This is a genomic window from Variovorax humicola, assembly GCF_037889915.1.
In the GTDB taxonomy this organism is placed as follows: Bacteria; Pseudomonadota; Gammaproteobacteria; order Burkholderiales; family Burkholderiaceae_C; genus Variovorax; species Variovorax humicola.
This window is the reverse complement of sequence record NZ_JBBKZV010000001.1, coordinates 101,896-124,901: the sequence shown is the minus strand read 5'-3', so window position 1 is coordinate 124,901 and position 23,006 is coordinate 101,896. Positions and strand designations below refer to the sequence as shown.

Genomic DNA, 23,006 nt, shown 5'->3' with positions numbered 1-23,006 from the left:
CGGAAATCTATCAGCATGGCAAACACGACTCCGGGCGTGCTCGTGACGGGGGGCGGACAGCGGCTCGGCGCCGCCGTCTGCACGGCCTTTGCGCGCGCCGGCTGGCGGGTGTGGTGCCAGTACAAGTCCTCGCGCGACGCAGCCGAAGCGCTGTGCGCAGGACTGCGGCAGGCGGGCCACCAGGCCGATGCCGTGGAGGCCGACATCACGGGCGAAGCGGCGCGCGAGGCGCTCATCGCGCGCATCACCGCGGCGGCGCCACTGCACTGCATCGTCAACAACGCCTCGGCCTTCGACCCCGACACGGCACTCGACTTCGAGCCCGATGCGGCGATGAAGCAGCTCGGCGTGAACCTGATCGCGCCTCTGTCGCTGGCGCGCTTGCTGGCCCGGCAGCCGGGCGACGGTTCGGACCGCTGTGCCATCCACATCCTCGACCAGAAGGTCTACAACCTGAATCCCGACTACTTCTCCTACACCGTGTCCAAGCTTGCGCTGGAGCGCGCCGTCGCCTTGCAGGCGCAGGCGCTCGCGCCGGCCGTGCGGGTGTGCGGCGTGGCGCCCGGCATCCTGTTCACCAGCGGCCCGCAGAACCAGTCCAACTTCGACAGGGCCGCGCGCGCCAACCTCCTGCGCCGCCCGATCGACCCCGCCGACGTGGCCAAGAGCTGCGTCTTCCTGGCCGGCACGCCCAGCGTGACCGGCACCACCCTGAGTGTCGACAACGGGCAGCATCTGGTGCCGACCGAGCGCGACATCATGTTCGTGGTCGACGATCTCCTGAAAGCCACCCCATGACGCTTGCCGCCCTCGACCCCCTGTTGCTGTCGTGCCGGCGCGTGTTCCTGCGCGACTACGAGGTGTGGATCAACATCGGCGTGCACGAATTCGAGAAGAAGGCCGAGCAGCGCGTGATCATCAACGTCGACCTGTATGTGCCGCTGGCCGTGTCGACGCCGCAAGCCGACGAACTCGATGAAGTGGTCGACTACGACTTCATCCGCCGCACCGTCGCCGCGCGCGTGGGCAAGGGCCACATCCACTTGCAGGAAACGCTGTGCGACGACATCCTGACGCAGGTGCTGGCCCACCCGAAGGTGCAGGCCGCGCGGGTGTCGACCGCCAAACCCGATGTGTATCCCGACTGCGATGCGGTCGGCGTCGAAGTCTTCCGGAGCAAATGAAATGAGCGCCATCTGGATCGAAGAAGTCGCACCGTCGACCGCCTTGAAGATCGAACGAGAAACCCACAAGCTCGAAAAGCGCCTGTGCCGCCAGGTCGGCCAAGCCATCGTCGACTACAACATGATCGAGGACGGCGACAAGGTCATGGTCTGCGTCTCGGGCGGGAAGGACAGCTACGCGATGCTCGACATCCTGCTCAAGCTGAAGGCCCGCGCACCGATCCGCTTCGACATCGTCGCGGTCAACCTCGACCAGAAGCAGCCGGGCTTCCCCGAGGAAGTGCTGCCCAAGTACCTGGGCGAACTCGGCGTGGAGTTCCACATCGAGAACCAGGACACCTACAGCATCGTCAAGCGCGTCATTCCCGAGGGCAAGACCACCTGCGGCCTGTGCAGCCGCCTGCGCCGCGGCATCCTGTACCGCGTGGCGGACGAACTGGGCGCGACCAAGTTGGCACTGGGCCATCACCGCGACGACATGCTGCAGACCTTCTTCCTCAACATGTTCTTCGCCGGCAAGCTGAAAAGCATGCCGCCCAAGCTGGTGAGCGACGACGGCAAGCACATCGTCATTCGCCCGCTGGCCTACGTGGCCGAAAAAGACCTCGTCCGCTGGGCCCAGCACCGCGAATTCCCGATCATCCCGTGCACGCTCTGCGGCAGCCAGGAGAACCTGCAGCGCAAGCAGGTGGCCGAAATGCTTCGCGAATGGGACAAGAAATACCCCGGCCGCGTCCAGAACATGTTCACCTCGCTGCAAAACGCGGTGCCGTCGCACCTGCTCGACGGAACGCTGCACGACTTCAAGGGTCTCAAGGCCACGGGCATGGCGGACGAGGACGGCGACAAGGCGTTCGACCCGCCCGAGTTCCCGTCCCCCGGCATCGGAGTCCTGAGGATGGCTTGAGCACCTGGAGGCCTCATGCGACGCGCGCTGGCAGCGATCTTCCTGATTGCAAGCCTGACCGGCTGTGCATCCACGTGGGTGGTCGACAGCAACGTGATGAGCTTCTCCAGACTGGATGCCGTGCCTGCGGGCACCACCTACCGTTTCGAGCGCCTGCCGTCGCAGCAGGCGACCGAACCGCGGCAGGAGCAACTCGAGAGCATGGCCGGCGCGGCGCTGGCACGCGTCGGACTGCAACGCGACGACGCGCGTGCGGTCTACAGCGCGCAGATCACGGCCCGGGTGGCGGCAACGCTCTCGCCCTGGGCCGATCCGTGGCTCTATCCGCCGGGCTGGGGCCCAGGCTGGGGGCCGGGCTACGGCTACGGCTATGGCATGCGCTACGGCCGCGGGTGGTACGGCGGCGGGTGGTATGGCGCCGGGTGGTATGGCGGGGGATGGTATGGCTCACCGTTTTTCCCACCGGCTGCCAACCCGTGGTACGAGCGCGAGGTCGGCGTCGTGCTGCGCGATCTCAAGTCGGGCCAGGTGGTCTACGAAACGAGGGCCCGAAACGACGGCCCCTACGCATCGAGCGGTGTGGTGCTGGCCGTCATGTTCGACGCCGCCTTGCAAGGCTTCCCGAATCCGCCGCCGGGCGAGCGGCAAGTCAATCTTCCTGTCCAGCCGCAGCCTTGACGCGCCTCGCCTGAGCTCCCCGAATGGATGTCACCCGCCTTATTGCCGTACGCCACGGCGAAACCGCCTGGAACGTCGATACGCGGCTGCAAGGCCAACTCGACATCCCGCTGAACGCGACCGGAACCTGGCAGGCTGAACGACTTGGCGAGGCCCTGGCCGACGAACCCATCGCCGCGGTATATGCCAGCGACCTCAGCCGCGCCTGGCAGACGGCGCAAGCGATTGCCGCTCCGCATCGGATCGAGATCGTGGCGGACGTCGGCCTGCGGGAGCGCAACTTCGGCCATTTCGAGGGCAAGACCTTCGCCCACATCGAAGCCGAGCTGCCAGAGCAGGCACGCTTGTGGCGCACCCGGGATACGACGTTCGCGCCCACAGGCGGCGAATCGCTGATCGTCTTTCGCGACCGTGTCATTGCCACCGCCTCGGCCATCGCGGCGAGCCATCTCGGCGAACTGGTGGTGCTGGTGGCCCATGGCGGGGTGATGGACGTCCTCTACCGCGCAGCGACCCGCCAGGAGCTGCAAGCGCCGCGCACATGGCAGCTGGGCAACGCGGCCATCAACCGCCTGCTCTGGACGCCGCAGGGACTGTCGCTGGTCGGCTGGAGCGATATCGCCCACTTGGGAGATCCTTCCCGCGAAGAGTCGGGCTTCTGACAGGCGAACGCACGAGCCTTTACACCGATGGGCGTATGCCAAATAAATAGCGAGTTTCTTGTCACCTTTGGTATTAATATTTACAGAACGAGTGCATTACGCGTCCTGGAGCTGTTGGTTTCACTAGCATGCTTGATGAGTGAAACTTGGTGAACGACGTTGGAGCGCAGTCGGATGTTATTGTCGAATCGCCCTTAGGTTCTCCGAGTCCCATGTCTACCACTTCCGCCCCGTCGAGTGCGCAACGCCGTATCGAGATCGAGACCCGTCTGCGCAGCATGCTCGGCGAGATCGCCGGGCTGGACCTGGGCACCGTCGATGCTCATTCCAGCTTCATCGCGCTCGGACTGGACTCGCTGACGCTAACGCTGGCGGCCACGCAAATCAAGCGCGCCTTCGGTGTCGCGCCAACCTTCCGCCAACTCATGGAAACGCACCGGAATTTCGATGCGCTGGCCACCTTTTTGAACGACGCCATGCCGGCGGCGGATATGGCCGCGCAGGCGACCACTGCCGCCGAACGCCGCCCCGCCGCTGCGCCGGCGCTCGACATGAGCCATCCACCCCGCCCGGATGCCCGTCTGGGGCGAGGCACCGACGGAAGGCCGGCGTGGTTTGTTCCCAACCCCGAAGTGCCCGGCAAGTACGTGTTGCTTCAGCCCGCCGGGTAGCCGCGGAATGCATGCCTTAGCAAACATGACGGACTACGATCCATTCGGCACTGTCGAGATCGAGCGCGTGGTGGCGACGACCGAAGGCCAGCGCGAGATCTGGCTGGCCAGCAAGATCGAGGCGCAGGCATCTCTTGCCTATAACTTGTCCTGGTCGCTCCGGGCCGAGGGCCTGTTCGACGCCTCCGTGCTGGAAGCCGCACTCTCGGACTTGCTCGTACGACACGAGGCCCTGCGTTCCACCATTGGGCCGGAGGGCACTGATCTGTGGGTGGCAACTGCACAACCTTTCACGCTGGCGCGAACCGATCTTTCTGCGCTGCCGGCGAATGAGGCGCTGGGAGCGCTGCAAGAGCGAAGAGGCGCCGCCGTCAATCAGCCATTCGACCTGGAGAAGGGTCCGTTGATTCGGGCCGAGCTGGTCACCCTGGACGCGGTGCGCAGCGAACTGATCATGTCGGCGCACCACACGATCTGCGACGGTTGGTCGATCAGCCTCCTCGTGCGCGATGTCCTCAGGCTCTACCGTGCCCGCGTTCAAGGGCGCTCCGTAACGCCCCTGCCGGTGGCGCGTTACGGCGACTTCGCCATCTGGCTGAACGAGCCCGAGGCGGTTGCTCGCCGCCACGCCGACGAGAAATTCTGGCTCGGAATGTACGCAGACACGGTGCCAGCGCTCGAACTGCCGCTGGATCATCCGCGCGGCGCAGGCCCTCGCGACTACGCATCGAGACGCGAGGATCTCGCCCTCGGAGAAACCTTGTCGGCGACCCTGCGCCAATTCTCGGCCGAACAGGGTGTCAGCCTCTTTTCGGTGCTGTTCTCTGGCTTTGCGACGCTGATGTCGCGCCTCAGCGGCGCCCAGGATCTCGTGGTCGGCGTCCCTTTGGCTGCACAGTCGGTCGAAGATTTTGCCGGGGTCGTCGGGCATTGCGCCAACATGCTTCCGGTTCGCGTCAAGATCGACCCGGCGCAACCGGCGAACGAATTCGCGCGGGCAGTCGGCTCGACTATCCTGGACGCGTGCGAGCATCCGCTGTGTTCGTTCGGCAGCCTGTTGAAACCGCTGCGGATCCAGCGAGAGGCCGGCCGCCTGCCTTTCGTTTCGGTGGTGTTCAACATGAGCACGAACGTCGACGACAAGGAACTGTCCGACCCGGCGCTGAAGGTTCACATGGCGCTGAACCCGCGGCAGTTCGAGAATTTCGAGCTGTTCTGCAATGTCACGCAGATGGGCAAGTCGCTGGTGCTCGAATGCCAGTACAGCACCGCCTTGTTCGACGGCGGCACTGTCCGCCGCTGGCTCGGCATGCTCGAACTCCTGCTTCGCAATGCCGTCCAGACGCCGGACGTTGCGGTTGGGCACCTTGGCATGATGTCCGAGGCAGAACTCGGCCTTCTGCGCGCGCGGCAACCTGCCGCAACGCCGCTGCAGGGCGCGCCACTCATGCACGCGGGCTTCGCGGCGCAGGCGGCAGCGCAGCCGGCGCGGGCCGCGTTGCGCCTGGGCAGTACGCATCTGAGCTACGCCGAACTCGATGCGCAGTCCAATCGCCTGGCGCGCACGCTGCGCGCGCGCGGCGTGGGACGCGGGCAACTCGTGGGTCTGTGCCTGTCGCGCGGCACAGAGATGGTGATAGCGCTGCTGGCCGTCCTCAAGGCGGGCGCCGCCTATGTCCCGCTTGACCCGGACTTCCCACAGGCGAGGCTCGACTACTACGCCCAAGACGCGGCACTCTCGGCACTGCTCACGCGATCCGACGTCGACGCGGCACCCCGCCGCTGGCGGGCCGATGCGGCTGCGCGCGTGATCGAGCTCGACACGGACCCCGGCTGGCAGCGTGCGTCGGATGCGTCTCTGGGGGCCTCGGACATGGATGCCCAGGGCGAAGACGCGGCGTACGTGATCTACACCTCCGGCTCCACGGGCAAGCCCAAAGGCGTCGCCGTGCCGCATGGCGCCGTAGCCAACTTCCTGCAAAGCATGCGGCGTGAACCCGGCATGACACCGGATGACAAGCTGCTGGCCGTCACCACCCTGTCGTTCGACATCGCCGTACTCGAACTCATGCTGCCGCTCACGGTCGGCGCCGAAGTGATCATTGCGCCGCGCGAGGTGTCGCTCATCGGCAGCGACCTGATCGATTTGCTGCGCGAAAGCGGCGCCAACGTCATGCAGGCGACCCCCGGCACCTGGCGCCTGCTGATCGACGCGGGATGGGTCGGCCAGGCTGGATTCAAGGCCTTGGTCGGCGGCGAAAGCCTGCCGCCGGACCTGGCGCGCGACATGTGCCGTCTGACCGGCGAAGTCTGGAACATGTATGGGCCGACCGAGACCACGATCTGGTCAACGCTCCACCATGTAGATGCTTCCCGTATCGACAGCGGTGGCGTCTCCATCGGCAAGCCGATCGACAACACGACGGTGTGGATTCTCGACGAGCGCCTCCAGCCCGTGCCGGTGGGTGTCCGGGGCGAAATCTGCATCGGCGGCAAGGGCGTCGCCCTCGGCTACCTGAACCGGCCGGAGCTGACCGCCGAACGTTTTGTCATGGCGGATGTCGAGGGCCAGCGCACGCGGCTCTACCGGACCGGCGATCTCGGCCGCTGGCGGGGCGACGGCTTGCTCGAACACTTGGGTCGCATGGACTTCCAGGTCAAGGTCCGCGGCTACCGCATCGAGCTCGGCGAGATCGAGGCACGCTGCAACGAAACACCGGGCGTTGCGCGCAGCGTCGTCGTCACCCGCGAGGATCGCCCCGGTGACGTTCGCCTGGTGGCCTATGTAGCGATGACTCCCGGCGCCACCTTCGATCGCACAGTGCTTGGTGGCCACTTGCGCGCCAGCCTGCCGCAGTACATGGTGCCGCAGCACGTCGTCGAGCTGGATGCGCTGCCGCTGCTGCCCAACGGCAAGGTCGACCGCAAGGCACTCCCGGCACCACGCGCGAAAGCCGCGAAGGTCGAGCCCGAAGACGCCGCCATCGCAAAGGCCGGTTCCGCCGAGGCGGCGACGGCGCCGCAGCCGATGCTGCTCTTGCCCGAGCAGGCGCAGTTGGCCCAGATCTGGGCCAGTACCCTCGGCATCGACGTGAACGACATCCGCGCCACCGACAACTTGTTCGACCTGGGTGGCGATTCGATGCAGGCCATGCGCATCATCCAGCAGGCCGAGTCGATGTTCGGCTTCAGGGTCGAGCCCCGCCGCTATGTGTTCGAAAACCTTGGCCAACTCGCCACGCCCCGACCCGGCGCCAGTGCCGATGCGATTCAGCGTACGCAAGCCGAGCAGCCGGCCAAGCGGGGGCTGTTGGGCCGCGTGCTGAACTGGGGCAGAAGGGCTTGAGCGCGTATGTCGATCACCGCCCTCCCTGCCGTACTGCACAGCGCGCTCTGGCGGGTTGACCTCGACAGCGCACCGGGTGCCCATGCAGTCGCCGCCTTGTCGGCCGAAGAAACCGCGCGCGCGCAACGCTTCGTATTCGCCCGTGATCGCGCCCGCTACATCGCCGCGCACGCGGCCTTGCGCCAGACCTTGGCCGGGCCCGCGCACCGGCATGCCGCCGAGCTGGCCTTCACGACCGGCCGCTTCGGGAAGCCTGCGTTGTCAGCGTCACCGAAGCTGCATTTCAACCTGAGCCACAGTCTCGGTGTCGGCCTGATCGGGCTTGGCGAAGACGCGGCAATCGGCGTGGATGTCGAGATCGTGCGCCCAATGAATGACGCCATCCTGCTGGCCGAGCAGCAGTTCGACGCGGCGGAACGCGCGGCGCTCGCGGCGTTGGAACCTGGCCCGGCGCGCGACCTGGCCTTCCTGCGCTGCTGGACGCGCAAGGAAGCCTGCCTGAAGGCGGTGGGCACAGGCCTCGGTTTCGACACGCGCCGCTTTCACGTGGGCATCGACGCCACGCCGTGCGAAGTGACGCTGGCGCTCGAGGAAGGCGCCGTGCGGGTGGCGCTCGCGCCCATCGAGATCGGGCCGGGCGAAGTGGCGGCGATCGCCAAGGTCATGGCGATGCATCCTGACGCCCGACTGGAAGCCGAGGTTTGCGCATGACGCCGCTGCTGTTCGGTCCGCCGCGGCGCCAGTTGTTTGGCCTGTTCCATCAGGCCGAGCGCGCCGGCGGAATGGCGGTCCTGATCTGCCCGCCCCTGGGACGCGAGGAAATCCGTGCGCACCGCTTCCTGCGGGTGCTGGCCGACCGGCTCGCGCGTTCCGGCGTCGCGGTGCTGCGCTTCGACTACTACGGCAGTGGAGATTCTCCCGGCGACGATGTCGAGGGCGAATTCGACGGCTGGCGCCGCGACGTGTGCGTGGCCCATGAAGAACTGGAGCGCCTGAGCAATGCGTCGCACATCGTGTGGCTGGGCGCGCGACTGGGTGCCAGCCTGGCAATAATGGCCGCCGCTTCCGGCGTCTGCGACCCGGCAAGGCTGCTGCTGTGGGATCCGGTCATCGACGGCGCGCGCTACCTGGCCCACTTGCGCGAGCGCCATGTCGACGCGCTGGAACGCTCGTTTGCGGTACCCGACCCCGGCCTGCGACGTCGGCTCGCGCGGGAGTCCGAGACCACGAACGAATTGCTCGGCTACGAGATTTCGCCCAAGCTCTACAGCCAGTTGCGCGCGCTCAACGCGGAATCCCTGCCGCTCACGGCGCGCTACGAGACGACGGTGCTGGCGGATGCGGACGACCTCGCGCTCAAGCAGTGGACCAGCGCACAGTTGGCTCGCCAACTGCCGCTGCAACTGCTACCGTTCAAGCACCCGATGGTCTGGACCTCGGATCCCCACCCGAACAATGCAATGGTTCCCGCCGAGGCATTGCAACGCCTATTGGCAGAAATAGGAAACTGAGATGAAAGAAATCCCGGTCTCATTCGGCAGCAACAACTCACTCGTCGGCGTCGTCAGCACGCCCAGCGAGGAAGGCAAATTGGCGCCGGTCGCCTGCCTGATGCTCAATATGGGCGCCAATTACCGGGTCGGACCGCATCGCGTCAATGTCAAACTGGCGCGGCAACTGGCGGATCAGGGCGTCAGCGGTATCCGGTTCGACCTTGCGGGTCTTGGCGACAGCGGCTCGCCTAGCGGCGGCAATCATTTCACCACCCAGGCCGTGCTCGACATCCAGGCCGCAATGAATCTCGTCGAAACGATGCTCGGCATTCGGCGCTTCGTGGTGATCGGCCTCTGTTCAGGCGCAGCCAACGGAATGGCGGCGGCGATGGTGGACCACCGCATCGTCGGAATCCTGCTCTTCGACGGCTACGCATTTCCTGGGTGGCGCGCTCGCTGGGAACTGAGCCTGCGCCGCGCGCTCGCCGTACCCACCAATCCCGCGGTCATCGGCAAGACGGTGCGTTGGCTGCATCGCAAGTTCTCCGCCAGCGCGGCCGCCGCGGCTGCACCGGCCAATCTGTTCGAGCCAGTGCCTGTCGAGGTGGCGGAGAAAAGCTTCCACGCGTCCATGACGGAACTCGTGGGTCGCGGGGTCGCGCTGTTCTTTGTCTACACCGGGACCGTCCATGTGACCGACCGCGGCCGCGACCAACTGGGGCGATTTGCAAATGAGGCCTACGCCCGACATGTCGACTATCGGTTCATCGGCGAAATCGACCATGGGCTGACGTCCCTGGCGTCGCAGCGAACATTCATGGCGGCTGCCTCTGAATGGACCTTGCGCGTCATCCGAGGCGGCACGCCAGGCGCACTGCACCCTCCTTCGCACTCAAAAAAGGACGAAGGCGCGGATAGCCTTGCACCTTCGGTGCGCAAGGCATTGCGCATCGAAGGTGTCCACTAGACTAGATTAATCACCCCCGAAGCGCCTGCGGCGCCGCCCCCTCGAGGGGGCGCACCCGGCGGCCCGGCAAAGCCGGTTCCGCGGGTGCCCATGAACAGACTTCGCCGTGCTCGTCCTGGTTTCATGCGTCGTGGGTCACGCGATAGCGTGATGGAGCACTGAAAAGGGCTATGTGCTCTGCGCGGTCGCCGGTGACGGCGGCTCACCGGGCAGCACCAGCAGTGGCCCGGAGCCGCTGTAGCGGTCCAGCGCAAGGTAGATCGCCGGCGTGATGTACAGCGTGATCACCTGGGAGAAGATCAGCCCGCCCACCACGGCCACACCCAGCGGCTGCCGCAGTTCGGCACCCGCGCCCAGGCCCAGCGCAAGCGGCAGCGCCCCCATGAGCGCGGCCAGCGTGGTCATCAGGATCGGGCGGAAGCGCAGCCGGCAGGCTTCGCGAATCGCCTCGACCGGCTTCATGCCCTCGCTGCGCTGAGCTTCCAGCGCGAAGTCGATCAGCATGATCGCGTTCTTCTTGACGATGCCGATCAGCAGCAGGATGCCGATGGTGGCGATCAACGTCAGGTCGAATCCGAACAGCTTGAGCGACAGCAGCGCGCCGACGGCCGCCGAAGGCAGGCCCGCCAGAATGGTGAGCGGGTGGATGTAGCTCTCATAGAGAACGCCGAGCAGCACGTAGATCACCAGCACGGCCAGGATCAGCAGCACCGCCTGGCTGCCCTGCGAACTCTGGAACACCGCCGCGTCGCCACCGTAGCTGGTGATGATCGACTCGGGCATCTTGATGTCCTGCTTGAACTGGTCGATCTTCGAGGTTGCATTGCCCAGTGGCACATCGGGCGCGAGGTTGAACGACAAGGTGATGGCCTGCAGTTGGCCCTGGTGATTGACAGCCGTCGGCCCGATCGTGCGCCGCACTGTCGTGAACGCGGTCAGCGGGATCAGTTGCCCGGCCTTGTTGCGCACCGACAGGCGCGAAATGTCCTGCTCGAACTGGCGGTCGTTGTCCGACGCCGACAAGATCACCTGGTAGGTGTTGCTGGCGCCGTAGATGCTGCCGATCTGGCGGTCGCCATACGCGTTGTAGAGCGCGGTGCGCAGGTCGCCCACCTGCACGCCGAGCACGCCGGCCTTGTCGCGGTCGATGTCGAGCGTGGCCTGCAGGCCGCGGTTCTGCGAATCGCTGGTGACGTCGCGGAAGTCGGTGTCGGCACGCATGCGCTCCATCATCTTGCCGGCCCATTCGCTCATGGCGCCGGCACTCACGCTTTGCAGCGTGTACTGGTAGCGCGCCTTGCTCTGGCGGCCGCCCAACTGCAGGTTCTGCACCGGCCGCATGTAGACGGCAATGCCCGGAACCTCGCGGAAGCGCTTGCGCAACCCTTCCAGCACCTGCGGCATCTTCATGCGCTGGCCGCGCGGCTTGAGCACGGCAAACAGGCGGCCCGCGTTCTGCGTGGCGGTCGGACCCCCGACGCCGACGAACGAGGTCACGTATGCCACGTTCGGGTCGGCCTGCAGCGCATCGGAGACACGTGCCTGCAAGGTCTTCATCGCCGTGAAGGAAATGTCTTCGGAAGCCTCCGTCGTGATCTGGATCTGGCCGATGTCTTCCTCCGGGAAGAAGCCCTTCGGAATGGTGACGAACAACCAGGCGGTGACGACGAAGGTCAGGCCGGCCAGCGCCAGCATCACGGGGCGATGCTTCAGCGTCCAATCGAGCGAGCGCAGGTAGCCGCCATGCACCGCACGGTACAGGCGCTCGAAAGCACGGCCGACCGCCGTACCGGGTTCGGGATGCTCTTCCTCGTGGTCGAGCGCATGCGGCTCGCGCTTGACCTGCTTGAGCAGCCGGCTCGCCAGCATCGGCACCAGCGTCAGCGAGACGACGGCCGACACCAGCACAGCGAGAGCCACCACCACCGCGAACTCATGGAACAACAGGCCGATCACGCCGGGCATGAAGAAGATCGGGATGAACACCGCCACCAGCGAGATCGAGATCGACACGATCGTGAAGCCCACTTCGCGCGCACCGCGCAGCGCCGCCGCCATCGGCGGCATGCCCTTCTCGACGTAGCGCATGATGTTCTCGAGCACCACGATCGCGTCGTCCACCACCAGCCCCACGGCCAGCGTGATGCCCAGCAGCGACACGTTGTCCAAGCTGTAGCCGAAGGCATAGAGCAAGGCCACCGCGCCGATCAGCGAGATCGGAATCGTCGCCGCCGGAATCAGCGTGGCCACCAGCCGGTGCAGGAACAGGAAGATGACCAGCACCACCAGCAGGATGGTTCCGATCAGCGTGACCTGCACGTCATGCACCGCCTCGCGGATCGACAGCGAGCGGTCATTGACCATGTCGATCTGCACCGACTGCGGCAGTTCGGCCTTGAAGCGCGGCAGCAGCGCGCGCACGGCGTCCACCACCTGCACGGTGTTGGCATTGGGCTGGCGCTGCACGGCCAGCGTGATCGAGTCGTTGCCGTTGTAGCTGCTGGCCGTCTTCACCGACTCGAAGCTGTCCTCGATGGTCGCGACCTCGTCGAGCCGCACCGGCGCGCCATTGCGCTGGCCGACGATGACGCGGGCGAAGTCTGCCGCCTTGAGCATCTGCTCGTTGGCCTGGATGGTCAGCGTCTGGCGCGGGCCGTCGAGCACGCCCACCGGCGTGTTGGCATTGGCCAGCCGCACCGCGTTGGCCAGCTCGTCGAGCGTGATATTGCGCGCATTGAGCAGGTTGGCATCGGCCTTGATGCGCACCGCGAAAGCCTTGCGCCCGTACACCGCGACCTGCGCCACGCCGTCGATGGTCGAAAGCGTGGGCGAGATGAGGTTCTCGGCATAGTCGTTCAGTTCGGTCGGGTTCATGGACTCCGACTGCAGCGAGATGAACAGCACCGGCGCATCGGCCGGGTTCACCTTGCGGTACGAGGGCATCTGCGTCAGCTCCGCCGGCAATTGGCGCTGGGCGCGCAACAACGCGGCCTGCACGTCGACGGCGGCCGCATCGATGTCGCGAGTGCTCACGAACTCGAGCGTCAGCGAACTCACGCCCTGCGTGTTGGTCGAGCTGATCGTCTGCAATCCGGGAATGGTCGAGAACTGCTTTTCCAGCGGCAGCGCGACCGACGAGGCCATGGTGTCCGGGCTTGCGCCCGGCAGTTGCGCGTTGACGTTGATGACCGGCGTGTTGTAGCTCGGCAGCGCCGCCACCGGAATGCTGAAGTAGGCAAAGATGCCGATCACCACCACCGCGGCGGACAGCAGCACCGTCATCGCGGGACGACGGATGCAGAGCTCCGAGATGTTCATGCTTTCTCCTGCTTCGGCAGGACCTCCGATTGCGAGGGCGAGGGCGACGCAGGCGATGCAGGCGACGCAGGCGACACGGCCGACGAAGGCTCGCCCGGCGCCGCCTTGGATGCGGCAGGCTTCTCGACGCGCACCTTGCCGCCCGGGCGCACGTTCTGCTTGCCCTCGATTACCACCTGCTCACCCGGCTCGACCCCGGTCACCACCACCTGTGTGCCAAAGGTGTGATGCGTCTTCACCTGGCGCCGCGTCGCTTTCTGCTCGGCGTCGACCACGTAGATCGACACGCCGTCGCCGAGCATCATCAGCGCGGCCGCCGGCACCACGGTGGCGTCGCGCAGCGTGCGCACCGTGACGCGCGTGGCCACGAACTGGCCGGGCCACAGGGCCTGGTCCTCGTTGTTGAACACAGCCTTGGCGCGCACCGTGCCGATCTGCGGATCGACCGTGTTGTCGACGAAATTCAGCACACCCATCAGCGGCTTCTTGCGCCCGGGCATCACGGCCTCGACCGGCGTTTGCGCGCGCGTCGCGGCCAGCAGGTCCTGCAGTTGGCCTTCCGGCACCGGGAAGCTCACCGCGATCGGGTCGAGCTGCGTGATGGTCACCAGCGGCACGGTGGGTTGCGCCAGGCTGCCCGGATAGACATTGACCGCGCCGAGACGTCCAGCGATCGGGGCGCGCAGCGTGGCGTAGCCCAGCGCCACCTGCGCCGCCTGCACGGCGGCACGGTCCGCGGCAATGGCGGCCTTCTGCGCCTCGAGTTGCGAGAGGATCGTGTCGACCGCGCTCTTGGCAATGAAGCCCTGCCCGACCATGTCCTGGCCGCGCTTGTACTGGCGCTCGTAGTCGGCGAGCGTCGCCTCGTCCTTTTGCTGCTGCGCCCGGGCCTTGGCCAGGTTGGCCTGGTCGGGCCGGTCGTCGAGCGTGAACAGCAACTGGCCCGCCTTCACGAATTGACCCTCTTTCACATGCACTTCGCGCACCGTGTTCATCACCTGCGGGCGCAGGTCGACGCTGTTGAGCGAAACCACGCTGCCATTGACTTCCACCGTGACCGGAACGGTCTGCCTGAGGGCCGCGGCCAGCGTCACCAGCGCCGGCGCGCCGCCTTGCGCCGTGGCGGCGCTATTGGCCTTCGCGGTGACCTGTTCCTTGTGGCTCGACCACCACCAAGCGCCACCGGCGCTGGCGATCAGCACCGCGGCGAGGGTCAGCGAAATATTTTTCTTCATGGGACGGCTTGCAAGGTACTGCCAGCATCAGGTAAAAAACGCCAGCTTGTTTACGAATAGTCACTATTGGACCAGCGGTCGAGGGTGCAGTCCACAACCGCGGTAGAGATTGATCAAACACCTGCGAAGGACGCGTGCAGCCGGGGAATTCCATTTGGGGCCCTCGGTAGAATCGCAGCTTCACAGCCTCTGGATATACCCCATGAATCGCTGCAAAAAGTCCCCCACTGCTCACATTTTGATAGCGCTTTGCCTTGCACTGGCGGGGGCCGGCAGCATTGTCGCTACCGATGCACAAGCCCAGATCTCGCCCGAGGCAGCCGTCGGCGGCCGCAACTTTCCCACCGGCACCTTGCGCGGCAAGCTGCAAATCCTTAACGCGCCCGAGGTCCTGCTCGACGGCCAGCCCGATCGGCTCTCGCCCGGCGCCCGCATCCGCAGCGGGCAGAACATGCTGGTGATGGTCGGCGCCATCCAGGGTCAGAAATTCCTGGTCAACTACACGCGCGACCCGGCCGGACTGGTGTCGCAGGTCTGGATCCTGACACCCGAAGAGGCCTCCGTCGCACGCGAATCGGCCGAGCGGCCGTTCCTCAACTTCTGGCCTTTCGTGGCTGCAAGCCGTCCCCACGACGACGGCAAGACGCCGTTCGACCAACTGCCGAAGTACGGCGAGTAATCCTCCCGTATTTCGTGAATCCTTGAACGCTGAGCGCGCAAGGGTTTCGCAAAAAGTCGCAGAGCAATAGCCGGCGATCCGGTTGATACGTTTCTCTCCGGCACTTCCTCGCCCTCCATGAATTATTCGCGTCATTTGGCGCTCGACCGAGTCCGCAATTGACGGCGCCCCACAGGGAACCAACATGTCCAAGAAAGTATTTATCAAGACCTTCGGCTGCCAGATGAACGAGTACGACTCGGACAAGATGGCCGACGTGCTGAACGCCGCGCAAGGCTACGAGCCCACGCAGAACGTCGACGAAGCCGACCTGATCCTCTTCAACACCTGCTCGGTGCGCGAGAAGGCGCAAGAAAAAGTCTTCAGCGACCTCGGTCGCGTGAAGCACCTGAAGGCCAAGGGCGTGAAGATCGGCGTCGGCGGCTGCGTCGCCAGCCAGGAGGGCGACGCCATCATCGCCCGCGCGCCTTATGTCGACATCGTGTTCGGCCCGCAAACGCTGCACCGCTTGCCCGAGTTGCTGACCCAGCGCGAGTCGCTCGGCCGGCCGCAAGTGGACATCAGCTTTCCCGAGATCGAGAAGTTCGACCACCTGCCGCCGGCACGCGTCGAGGGCGCATCCGCCTTCGTGTCGATCATGGAAGGCTGCTCCAAGTACTGCAGCTATTGCGTGGTGCCATACACCCGCGGCGAGGAAGTCAACCGCCCGCTCGACGACGTGCTGGTCGAGGTCGCCGGCCTGGCCGACCAGGGCGTGCGCGAGATCACGCTGCTGGGCCAGAACGTGAATGCCTACCGCGGCAAGATGGGCGACACGGCCGAGATCGCCGACTTCGCGCTGCTGATCGAGTACATCGCCGAAATTCCCGGCATCGAGCGCATCCGCTACACCACCAGCCACCCGAACGAGTTCACGCCGCGGCTGATCGAGGCCTATGCGAAGGTGCCGCAGCTTGTGTCGCACCTGCACCTGCCGGTGCAGCACGGCAGCGACCGCATCCTGATGGCGATGAAGCGCGGCTACACGGCGATGGAATACAAGAGCACGGTGCGCAAGCTGCGCGCCATTCGCCCGGAACTGGCCTTGTCGAGCGACTTCATCGTCGGCTTCCCCGGGGAGACCGACGACGACTTCGCAAAGATGATGAAGCTCATCCACGACTGCGACTTCGACGCCAGCTTCAGCTTCATCTTCAGCCCGCGCCCCGGCACGCCGGCCGCGGCGCTGCACGACGACACGCCACATTCCGTCAAGCTCGCGCGCCTGCACGAGTTGCAGGCCGTGATCGACCGCAACGTGAAGCGCTTCGGCGAAGCCCTGGTCGGCCAGACCCGGCGCGTGCTGGTCGAAGGCGCATCGCGCAAGGACGCCACCGAACTCATGGGCCGCACCGAGTGCAACCGCGTCGTCAACTTCGCCGGCGACCCGCGCCTGGTAGGCCAGATGATCGACCTGCGCATCACGAAGTCGCTGGCCTATACGCTGCGCGGCGAGGTGCCGATCCGCGATCGCGGCGAAAAGGTCCCGGCCGCGGTGCTTGCGGCCTGATGCCGAATTCGAGATCCTCGCGCGGCTCGTTCCAGCAGCTGCTGCTGTTCGCATTCCTCGTCATCACCGCGCTGCTCGTGGGCGTGGCCTTGCGCTCGCTGTTCCAGTACGAAACCTTGATGACGGAGAGCCGCAACGCCGCCGCGCGTGCATTGGCACTGTCAGGCGGAGCGCAGTCGCTGGCCGAACGCAGCGCGGCGATGGAGCGCGCAGGCCGGCAGTCGCTGGTGCTGAACGATGCGATGCTGCGCCGCCGCTTCAACGACGCGGTGCGCGATGCCACGGACGTCGTCGGCCGGCTGGTCGACAACGGCCTGTCGGCAGATTCGGTGGCCGACTGGCGCGCGCAACTCGCGGTGATCGAGGGCCTCATGAATGGCCCTACCGATACCGCCCTCGCTCGCGAAAACAGCGTGGCATTGCAGTTCCGCGAACTCGACGGATTCAACACCGGCATCGCGCAGCAGGCGCAGAACCTGATCGAGACGCAAAACAAGGCGCTGGCCGAGCGCATCCAGAACGCCGGCGAACGGCTGATGCGCCAGGTGCTGGCGGCCAGCGCGCTGGCGGTGTCGCTGGCGCTGGCCTTCGGCGTCTGGCTGGCACGGCCATTCAAGCGCATCGAGCGCGCCATCGTCGGGCTCGGCCAGAACCGTCTCGACGAACCGATCGACATCCGCGGCCCGGCCGACGTGCGGCGTGTGTCGCAGCAACTCGAATGGCTGCGCCTGCGCCTGACCGAACTGGACGCCGACAAGGCGCGCTTTTTGCGTCACGTCTCCCATGAACTCAAGACACCGCTCGCCGCGCTGCGCGAAGGCGTTTCGTTGCTCGAAGACGGCGTGACAGGCGCGCTGAACCCGGCGCAACGCGAGGTCGCGCAAATCCTTCAGCAAAACACGCTGTCGCTGCAGGGCCAGATCGAGGCGCTGCTGCGCTTCAATGCCGCTGCGTTCGAGGCGCGCGAACTGCGGCGCGAGCGCACGGCGCTGCTGCCGCTGATCGAGGAGCAGATCGACGCACAGCGGCTGCAGTGGCAAGCGCAAGGCCTCAAGGTCCGGGCGGAGGGCGAGCCTGTCTCGGCCGCGGTCGACCCGGTCAAGCTGGGCACCGCCATTGCCAACCTGCTGTCGAACGCGATCCGCTTTTCGACGCGCGGCGGCACCATCACCATTGCGGTGTCGAGCGAGCCGGGCCTGGCCCGCATCGACATCAGCGACGCCGGCCCCGGCATTGCACCGGGCGACCGCGACCGCGTCTTCGAACCGTTCTTCCGCGGCGAACGCCAGCCGGAGCATGCCGTCAAGGGCACGGGCATCGGCCTTTCCATCGTGCAGGAGTACATTGCTGCACATGGTGGCAATATCACCCTGCTGCCCGACGGTCCCGGCGCACGCTTTCGCATCGAATTACCCCGCGCCGCCTGAGCCGGATTTCCCTGTTCCCCTGTTCATGTTGTTCCTCATTGTTCGCAAAATCTCGCGGGCGGCCGCGATTGCTGTGCCATTACTTCTGGCCGGCTGCACCTTGCCGTCGACGAAGCACGCCGTCGAAGCGCCTCCGACGCCGCAGCCGATGCCGCGCGTGATGCCGGTGGAAGTCGAACCGGCCGCGCCAGCCACGCGCCTTTTGCCACCCCCCGCAGACAGCCCTTCGCCGAGCGCCATGGTGCTGGCCTATGCCGACCGGATCCGTCCTCTCGGTGGCAACGAGCTGGGCAACGAAATCGCGCGCCTCGGCGATCCTGCCGATTTGCCGATGGGGCAGATGCAACTGGCGATCGCGTTGGCCCAGACGCGCAACCCGCCCGACCTGATACGCGCGATCAGCCTGATGCAGCGTGTGATCGGCAATCCTGCTCCCGAGGCGCAGCCGCTGCAGCCGCTGGCCCGGGCCTTGGCCCAGCGCTACGTCGAACAGCGCCGCGTCGAAGAGGATCGCGACCGCCAGGTGCAGCAATTGCGCGAGAGCCAGCGCCGCATCGACCAACTGACCGACCGCATGGAAGCGCTGCGCGCCATCGAACGCAGCTTTGCGCGGCCCAACAACAGCACACCGCCGCCGGCCACACCTGCCCCGCCGGCCAGTGGCACGAGGACGGCGCCATGAGGGCCGCCCGGCCGCCCGAAGGCGCTCCCACCGCAGTGCGAAAAGCACGGAGGTTGCCAAGTGAGCGCCGCCCGGCCGCCCGAAGGCGCTCCCAACGCAGCGCGAAGCACGGAGGTTGCCCAGCGAGCGCCGCGCCGGGCCGCCCCAAGCAAGCTCGCACCCCCTTGGGGGGCAGTGAGAACACGCATTGCCGAACGTGGGGGCCTCGATGAGCGACACGCCAATCCCCGGTGCACGCCTGCTGGTGGTCGACGACGACCCCGACATGCTGCGGCTGCTGTCGATGCGACTCAACTCGGCCGGCTACCAGGTCACGGCCGTCACGTCGGCAGAATCCGCGCTTACCCAACTGGAAATCGAACATCCGCAACTGGTACTGAGCGACGTGCGCCTGCCCGGCCGCGACGGGCTCGCGCTGTTCGATGAAATCCGCAAGCGACATCCTTCGCTGCCCGTGATCCTGCTAACCGCGCACGGCACCATTCCCGACGCGGTCGAAGCCACGGCGCGCGGCGTTTTTACCTACCTCACCAAGCCCTACGACGCGCGCGAGCTGCTCGAGAAGATCGGCCAGGCGCTGGCACTGGGCGCCCCGGTCCACATGCCGAGCAAGGGCAGCGACGAAAGCTGGCGCGCCGAGATCGTCAGCCGCAGCAACCGGATGGCCGAAGTGCTGGCCGAGGCCCGCATGATTGCCAAGTCGGACGCCAGCGTGCTGCTGCGCGGAGACAGTGGCGCGGGCAAGGAGTTGCTGGCCCGCGCCATCCACCGCGCCAGCGCGCGCGCAGAAAAGCCCTTCGTCGCCGTCAATTGCGGCGCCATTCCCGAAGCGCTGCTCGAATCCGAACTCTTCGGCCACATGAAGGGCGCCTTCACCGACGCCGTCGCCAACCACAAGGGCCTTTTCCAGCAGGCCGACGGCGGCACGCTGCTGCTCGACGAGATCGGCGACATGCCGCCTGCCCTGCAGGTCAAGCTGCTGCGCGTGCTGCAGGAGCGAGCCGTGCGGCCGCTTGGCGGCAGCCAGTCGATCGCGGTCGACGTTCGGATCATCTCGGCCACCCATCGCGACCTCGACGCCGCAATGGAAGCCGGCCAGTTCCGCGAAGACCTCTATTACCGTCTCAACGTCGTGACACTCACCCTGCCGCCACTGAATGCGCGGCGCGAGGACATTCCGTTGCTCGCCAACCACTTCCTGAACCGCCTGTCGGCGAAGTACGGCAAGCGGCTATCGGGCTTCGCACCCGAAGCGCTCAAGGCCCTGACCACGTCCGCCTGGCCCGGCAATGTGCGTCAACTCTTCAACGTGGTCGAGCAGGTGTGCGCGTTGTCAACCTCGCCCTTGATACCGCTGTCGCTCGTGCAGCGGGCGCTGCGCGTGCCGACGGTCGAGGTGCAGACCTATGCGGAAGCCAAGCAGCGGTTCGAGCGCGACTACCTCGTGGGGCTGCTGAAACTGACAGACGGCAACGTGGCCGACGCGGCACGCATGGCCGATCGCAATCGCACCGAGTTCTACCGTTTGTTGCAGAAACACGAACTGACCCCCGGCCTTTTCAAATCGGACGCAGGCGGCAGTTCAGGAGAGCCTGTCGTTGACGAGCGACGCCCCTAAGTCATTGATTTCATTGACTTTACAAAACAAGGCGTCAGAGCTTGTCGCCGCATGGCGACAAAAATCGCGGTTTGGAGGCCATCATGCCCGATTATTTCGGGTAAACCCCATGAACAGCAGCGCAAGTTGTTGATGCACATAAGCTTTTTCATGCTGGCACAGGTATTGCCCCTGTACTCGCATGACTGCACAAATCAGCCCCTCTTTCGCACTGCGTTCGCAGCGCGACGGCCTTCGTCTAAAGCGCGTTTCGCTCTCGCGCCCCCGTAGCGCGGGACATCCGCACGCGGCGCACGATGCGACCAGCGGCGCGGCTCCCGACTGCGTCTTCAAGCGCTTTCCGGCAATTGGCGACATGCCCGGCTCTGCCAAGCAACATTGGTAAGCCGCACATGAAGCCGAGCAATTATTCACAGCTGAGCACGCTTCAAGCGTTGGTTGACAGCGCCCCGGCGCGTAGTCCGCTGCGCGAAGAGCGCCATCCGAATTCGGTCACGGCCCCGCCGCTCAATCGCGGTTCGATGGCGCCCCGGCCGTGGCGCGGGTTCTGGAACAGCATCGGCACCGCCATGCTCGTGCGCCTTGGCGCCGGCGGCGCGCGCCATTCGGCACCGGTCGCGGCCCCGAAGAAACAAGCGTGGCAACGCGCGGCCGAACAGCGCCGCCTCGCCTTTATGGCGTTGACCCTGCTCAGCACCGTGATCGCCGCCACGCTGTTTGCCAGCATCCAGCCGGACTACGACAACGTCTGGCTCGAGTACGGCCAGATCGGCCTGTATGCCCTGCTCTCGGGCTGGGTCGTTACCGGCTTCGTGACCGCGCTCATGGGTTTCTATGTTTCGGTGCGCGGCGACAGGCATGCACTGTCGGTCAAGCAGGTGGCCGGCCACCCGATGAACCCCGATGCGCGCACCGCGATCATCATGCCGATCTGCAACGAAGACGTGGCGACGGTGTTTGCCGGCCTTCGTGCGACCTGTGAATCGGTGGCCTCGACCGGCCACGCGAAGCAGTTCGACGTGTTCGTTCTGTCGGACAGCTACAACCCCGAGACCGCCGCTGCCGAGCGCGCCGCCTGGGAAGACCTCCGCGCCGCGCTGGCCGCCAACTCGAACCAGCCGCAGGTCGAGGTCTACTACCGCCTGCGCACCCGCCGCACGCATCGCAAGGCCGGCAACGTCGCCGACTTCTGCCGCCGCTGGGGCAAGGACTACCGCTACATGGTCGTGCTCGATGCCGACTCCGTGATGAGCGGCGACTGCCTGACCTCGATGGTCAAGCTGATGGAAGCCAACCCGACCGCCGGCATCATCCAGACCGCGACTCAGGCCATCGGCCACGTCACGCTGCACGCCCGTGCCCAGCAGTTCGCTTCTCGCGTGACGGGCCGCCTGTTCACGCTCGGCATGCAGTTCTGGCAACTTGGCGAATCCCACTACTGGGGCCACAACGCGATCATTCGCGTGAAGCCTTTCATGGACCACTGCGCGCTGGCCCCGATCAAGGGAACCGGCGGCATGTCGGGCGGCATCATGTCGCACGACTTCGTCGAGGCCGCGCTGATGCGCCGCGCCGGCTACCACGTGTGGCTTGTGTCGGACCTGGTTGGCAGCTACGAGCAGCAACCGCCGGATCTGCTGGCCGAGTTGCAGCGCGACCGCCGCTGGTGCCAGGGCAACCTGCAGAACGCCCGCCTGATGGCCGAGCCCGGCATCCACCCGGTGCACCGCGCGATGTTCGTCACGGGCACCATGGCTTACGTTTCCGCACCGTTGTGGCTGGCTTTCCTGACGCTCGGCACTGCGCTGTGGCTCACGGGCTCCAGCATGGTCGCCGACTGGAACGTACTGCCGATGGAACTCGCCGGCCTCTGGCTGTGGACGCTGTGCCTGCTGTTCCTGCCCCGCATCCTCGGCATCGCGGCCGTGATGATGCGCGGCGAACAGAATCAGTACGGCGGCGTGTGGGGCCTGGTCAAGAGCGCCGCCCTTGAAAGCGCCCTCGCCATCGTGCAAGCCCCGGTCCGCATGATCGCGCATTCGCTGTTCGTGGTTGTCGCCCTCACCGGCATCAAGCTCGACTGGAAGTCGCCCCCGCGTGAAGCCGCTGCCGTGCCGTGGCGCGATGCGGCCTCGACGCTGGCGCCGATGAGCCTGATCGTGATGGCGCTGGCCTTGGGCATCGCGCTGATCGATCCGAGCGCGCTGATCTGGCTGATGCCTGTCGGCCTGCCGTTGCTGCTGGCCATTCCGTTGACGGTGCTGACCAGCCAGATCGGCCTCGGCACCAGCCTGCGCGAACGTGGCTTCCTGCTGATTCCGGAAGAGTCGCGTTCGCCGGCCGTGCTGCGACGTGCGTGGATGCATGCGGTGCGCCTTGCGCGCCCTTCATTGACGACCGCTTGATGCGCTGAGCTTGGGTTGGATTGGGGTGGGACACGCCGACGGCGTGCTCTGCTCCGTGAATGTCCCCCGCCGCCAGCCTACGGCTGCCGGCTCCTCCTTTGCTTTGCCACGCAGAGCACACCCATCGACGTGATCCAGACGCGCAGTCGTCAATCGAGCGGCACCACCGACCGTTCCACGTGCCG

18 protein-coding genes are annotated in these 23,006 nt (G+C 66.1%); 16 read left to right on the top strand and 2 right to left on the bottom strand.

The window, feature by feature from the left end:
* Positions 1–15: 15 nt before the first annotated feature.
* From WKW80_RS00550 to WKW80_RS00505, 10 genes are all read left to right on the top strand, one after another.
* A complete protein-coding gene (locus WKW80_RS00550) occupies positions 16–798 on the top strand; it encodes an SDR family oxidoreductase (protein WP_340361583.1) in 783 nt (260 codons plus the stop codon).
* On the top strand, positions 795–1,184 hold the full coding sequence (locus WKW80_RS00545) for a dihydroneopterin aldolase (RefSeq protein WP_340361582.1): 390 nt from the start codon (positions 795–797) through the stop codon (positions 1,182–1,184). The genes WKW80_RS00550 and WKW80_RS00545 overlap by 4 nt, the downstream gene beginning before the upstream one ends.
* A 1-nt stretch (position 1,185) precedes the next feature.
* On the top strand, positions 1,186–2,091 hold the full coding sequence (ttcA, locus tag WKW80_RS00540) for a tRNA 2-thiocytidine(32) synthetase TtcA (RefSeq protein ID WP_340361581.1): 906 nt from the start codon (positions 1,186–1,188) through the stop codon (positions 2,089–2,091).
* Between the two features lie 15 nt (positions 2,092–2,106).
* Positions 2,107–2,769, top strand: a complete 663-nt coding sequence (locus tag WKW80_RS00535; protein ID WP_340361580.1) for a DUF4136 domain-containing protein — start codon at positions 2,107–2,109, stop codon at positions 2,767–2,769.
* 23 nt (positions 2,770–2,792) lie between these two features.
* Positions 2,793–3,431 carry a histidine phosphatase family protein gene (locus WKW80_RS00530; protein ID WP_340361579.1) on the top strand — a complete coding sequence of 213 codons (639 nt, stop codon included), beginning with the start codon at positions 2,793–2,795 and terminating at the stop codon, positions 3,429–3,431.
* Between the two features lie 212 nt (positions 3,432–3,643).
* Positions 3,644–4,102 carry an acyl carrier protein gene (locus tag WKW80_RS00525; RefSeq protein WP_340361578.1) on the top strand — a complete coding sequence of 153 codons (459 nt, stop codon included), beginning with the start codon at positions 3,644–3,646 and terminating at the stop codon, positions 4,100–4,102.
* Entirely contained in the window at positions 4,047–7,448 is a 3,402-nt protein-coding gene (locus WKW80_RS00520; protein ID WP_340361577.1) for a non-ribosomal peptide synthetase, read from the top strand. Before WKW80_RS00525 ends, WKW80_RS00520 begins: the two co-directional genes overlap by 56 nt.
* A 6-nt stretch (positions 7,449–7,454) precedes the next feature.
* Entirely contained in the window at positions 7,455–8,159 is a 705-nt protein-coding gene (locus WKW80_RS00515) for a 4'-phosphopantetheinyl transferase family protein (protein ID WP_340361576.1), read from the top strand.
* A complete protein-coding gene (locus WKW80_RS00510; protein WP_340361575.1) occupies positions 8,156–8,959 on the top strand; it encodes a serine aminopeptidase domain-containing protein in 804 nt (267 codons plus the stop codon). Before WKW80_RS00515 ends, WKW80_RS00510 begins: the two co-directional genes overlap by 4 nt.
* Positions 8,960–9,038: 79 nt before the next feature.
* Positions 9,039–9,908: an alpha/beta fold hydrolase gene (locus tag WKW80_RS00505; RefSeq protein ID WP_340361574.1), complete on the top strand. Its 870-nt coding sequence runs from the start codon at positions 9,039–9,041 to the stop codon at positions 9,906–9,908.
* Positions 9,909–10,076: 168 nt separating this feature from the next.
* Here WKW80_RS00505 and WKW80_RS00500 read toward each other — a convergent pair whose 3' ends face one another.
* Both WKW80_RS00500 and WKW80_RS00495 read right to left on the bottom strand, forming a co-directional pair.
* Positions 10,077–13,226 (bottom strand): efflux RND transporter permease subunit, encoded by a 3,150-nt coding sequence (locus tag WKW80_RS00500; protein ID WP_340361573.1) that lies wholly within the window; start codon positions 13,224–13,226, stop codon positions 10,077–10,079.
* Positions 13,223–14,461, bottom strand: coding sequence for an efflux RND transporter periplasmic adaptor subunit (locus WKW80_RS00495; RefSeq protein ID WP_340361572.1), 1,239 nt, complete (start codon positions 14,459–14,461; stop codon positions 13,223–13,225). Before WKW80_RS00495 ends, WKW80_RS00500 begins: the two co-directional genes overlap by 4 nt.
* Before the next feature lie 202 nt (positions 14,462–14,663).
* Between WKW80_RS00495 and WKW80_RS00490 the strand changes: the two genes are divergently transcribed.
* The 6 genes from WKW80_RS00490 to mdoH all read left to right on the top strand — a co-directional run bounded on the left by WKW80_RS00490 (position 14,664) and on the right by mdoH (position 22,821).
* Positions 14,664–15,140: a hypothetical protein gene (locus WKW80_RS00490; RefSeq protein WP_340361571.1), complete on the top strand. Its 477-nt coding sequence runs from the start codon at positions 14,664–14,666 to the stop codon at positions 15,138–15,140.
* A gap of 184 nt (positions 15,141–15,324) precedes the next feature.
* Positions 15,325–16,689, top strand: coding sequence for a tRNA (N6-isopentenyl adenosine(37)-C2)-methylthiotransferase MiaB (miaB, locus tag WKW80_RS00485; RefSeq protein ID WP_340361570.1), 1,365 nt, complete (start codon positions 15,325–15,327; stop codon positions 16,687–16,689).
* The gene (locus WKW80_RS00480; RefSeq protein ID WP_340361569.1) at positions 16,689–18,116 is read left to right on the top strand and encodes a sensor histidine kinase; all 1,428 of its coding nucleotides are present in this window, start codon (positions 16,689–16,691) and stop codon (positions 18,114–18,116) included. The genes miaB and WKW80_RS00480 overlap by 1 nt, the downstream gene beginning before the upstream one ends.
* Before the next feature lie 25 nt (positions 18,117–18,141).
* Positions 18,142–18,798 carry a hypothetical protein gene (locus tag WKW80_RS00475; protein WP_340361568.1) on the top strand — a complete coding sequence of 219 codons (657 nt, stop codon included), beginning with the start codon at positions 18,142–18,144 and terminating at the stop codon, positions 18,796–18,798.
* A 208-nt stretch (positions 18,799–19,006) separates the two neighbouring features.
* Positions 19,007–20,416, top strand: a complete 1,410-nt coding sequence (locus WKW80_RS00470; protein ID WP_340361567.1) for a sigma 54-interacting transcriptional regulator — start codon at positions 19,007–19,009, stop codon at positions 20,414–20,416.
* A 392-nt stretch (positions 20,417–20,808) separates the two neighbouring features.
* Complete coding sequence (gene mdoH, locus WKW80_RS00465; protein ID WP_340361566.1) at positions 20,809–22,821, top strand: glucans biosynthesis glucosyltransferase MdoH; 2,013 nt, start codon at positions 20,809–20,811, stop codon at positions 22,819–22,821.
* Positions 22,822–23,006 lie beyond the last annotated feature (185 nt).

Bases quoted from the DNA above. Each gene is read 5' to 3' on its own strand.
- WKW80_RS00550 (WP_340361583.1), top strand. From the start codon at position 16: ATGGCAAACACGACTCCGGGCGTGCTCGTGACGGGGGGCGGACAGCGG.
- WKW80_RS00545 (WP_340361582.1), top strand. From the start codon at position 795: ATGACGCTTGCCGCCCTCGACCCCCTGTTGCTGTCGTGCCGGCGCGTG.
- ttcA (WP_340361581.1), top strand. From the start codon at position 1,186: ATGAGCGCCATCTGGATCGAAGAAGTCGCACCGTCGACCGCCTTGAAG.
- WKW80_RS00535 (WP_340361580.1), top strand. From the start codon at position 2,107: ATGCGACGCGCGCTGGCAGCGATCTTCCTGATTGCAAGCCTGACCGGC.
- WKW80_RS00530 (WP_340361579.1), top strand. From the start codon at position 2,793: ATGGATGTCACCCGCCTTATTGCCGTACGCCACGGCGAAACCGCCTGG.
- WKW80_RS00525 (WP_340361578.1), top strand. From the start codon at position 3,644: ATGTCTACCACTTCCGCCCCGTCGAGTGCGCAACGCCGTATCGAGATC.
- WKW80_RS00515 (WP_340361576.1), top strand. From the start codon at position 7,455: ATGTCGATCACCGCCCTCCCTGCCGTACTGCACAGCGCGCTCTGGCGG.
- WKW80_RS00510 (WP_340361575.1), top strand. From the start codon at position 8,156: ATGACGCCGCTGCTGTTCGGTCCGCCGCGGCGCCAGTTGTTTGGCCTG.
- WKW80_RS00500 (WP_340361573.1), bottom strand. From the start codon at position 13,226: ATGAACATCTCGGAGCTCTGCATCCGTCGTCCCGCGATGACGGTGCTG.
- WKW80_RS00495 (WP_340361572.1), bottom strand. From the start codon at position 14,461: ATGAAGAAAAATATTTCGCTGACCCTCGCCGCGGTGCTGATCGCCAGC.
- WKW80_RS00490 (WP_340361571.1), top strand. From the start codon at position 14,664: ATGAATCGCTGCAAAAAGTCCCCCACTGCTCACATTTTGATAGCGCTT.
- miaB (WP_340361570.1), top strand. From the start codon at position 15,325: ATGTCCAAGAAAGTATTTATCAAGACCTTCGGCTGCCAGATGAACGAG.
- WKW80_RS00480 (WP_340361569.1), top strand. From the start codon at position 16,689: ATGCCGAATTCGAGATCCTCGCGCGGCTCGTTCCAGCAGCTGCTGCTG.
- WKW80_RS00475 (WP_340361568.1), top strand. From the start codon at position 18,142: ATGTTGTTCCTCATTGTTCGCAAAATCTCGCGGGCGGCCGCGATTGCT.
- WKW80_RS00470 (WP_340361567.1), top strand. From the start codon at position 19,007: ATGAGCGACACGCCAATCCCCGGTGCACGCCTGCTGGTGGTCGACGAC.
- mdoH (WP_340361566.1), top strand. From the start codon at position 20,809: ATGAAGCCGAGCAATTATTCACAGCTGAGCACGCTTCAAGCGTTGGTT.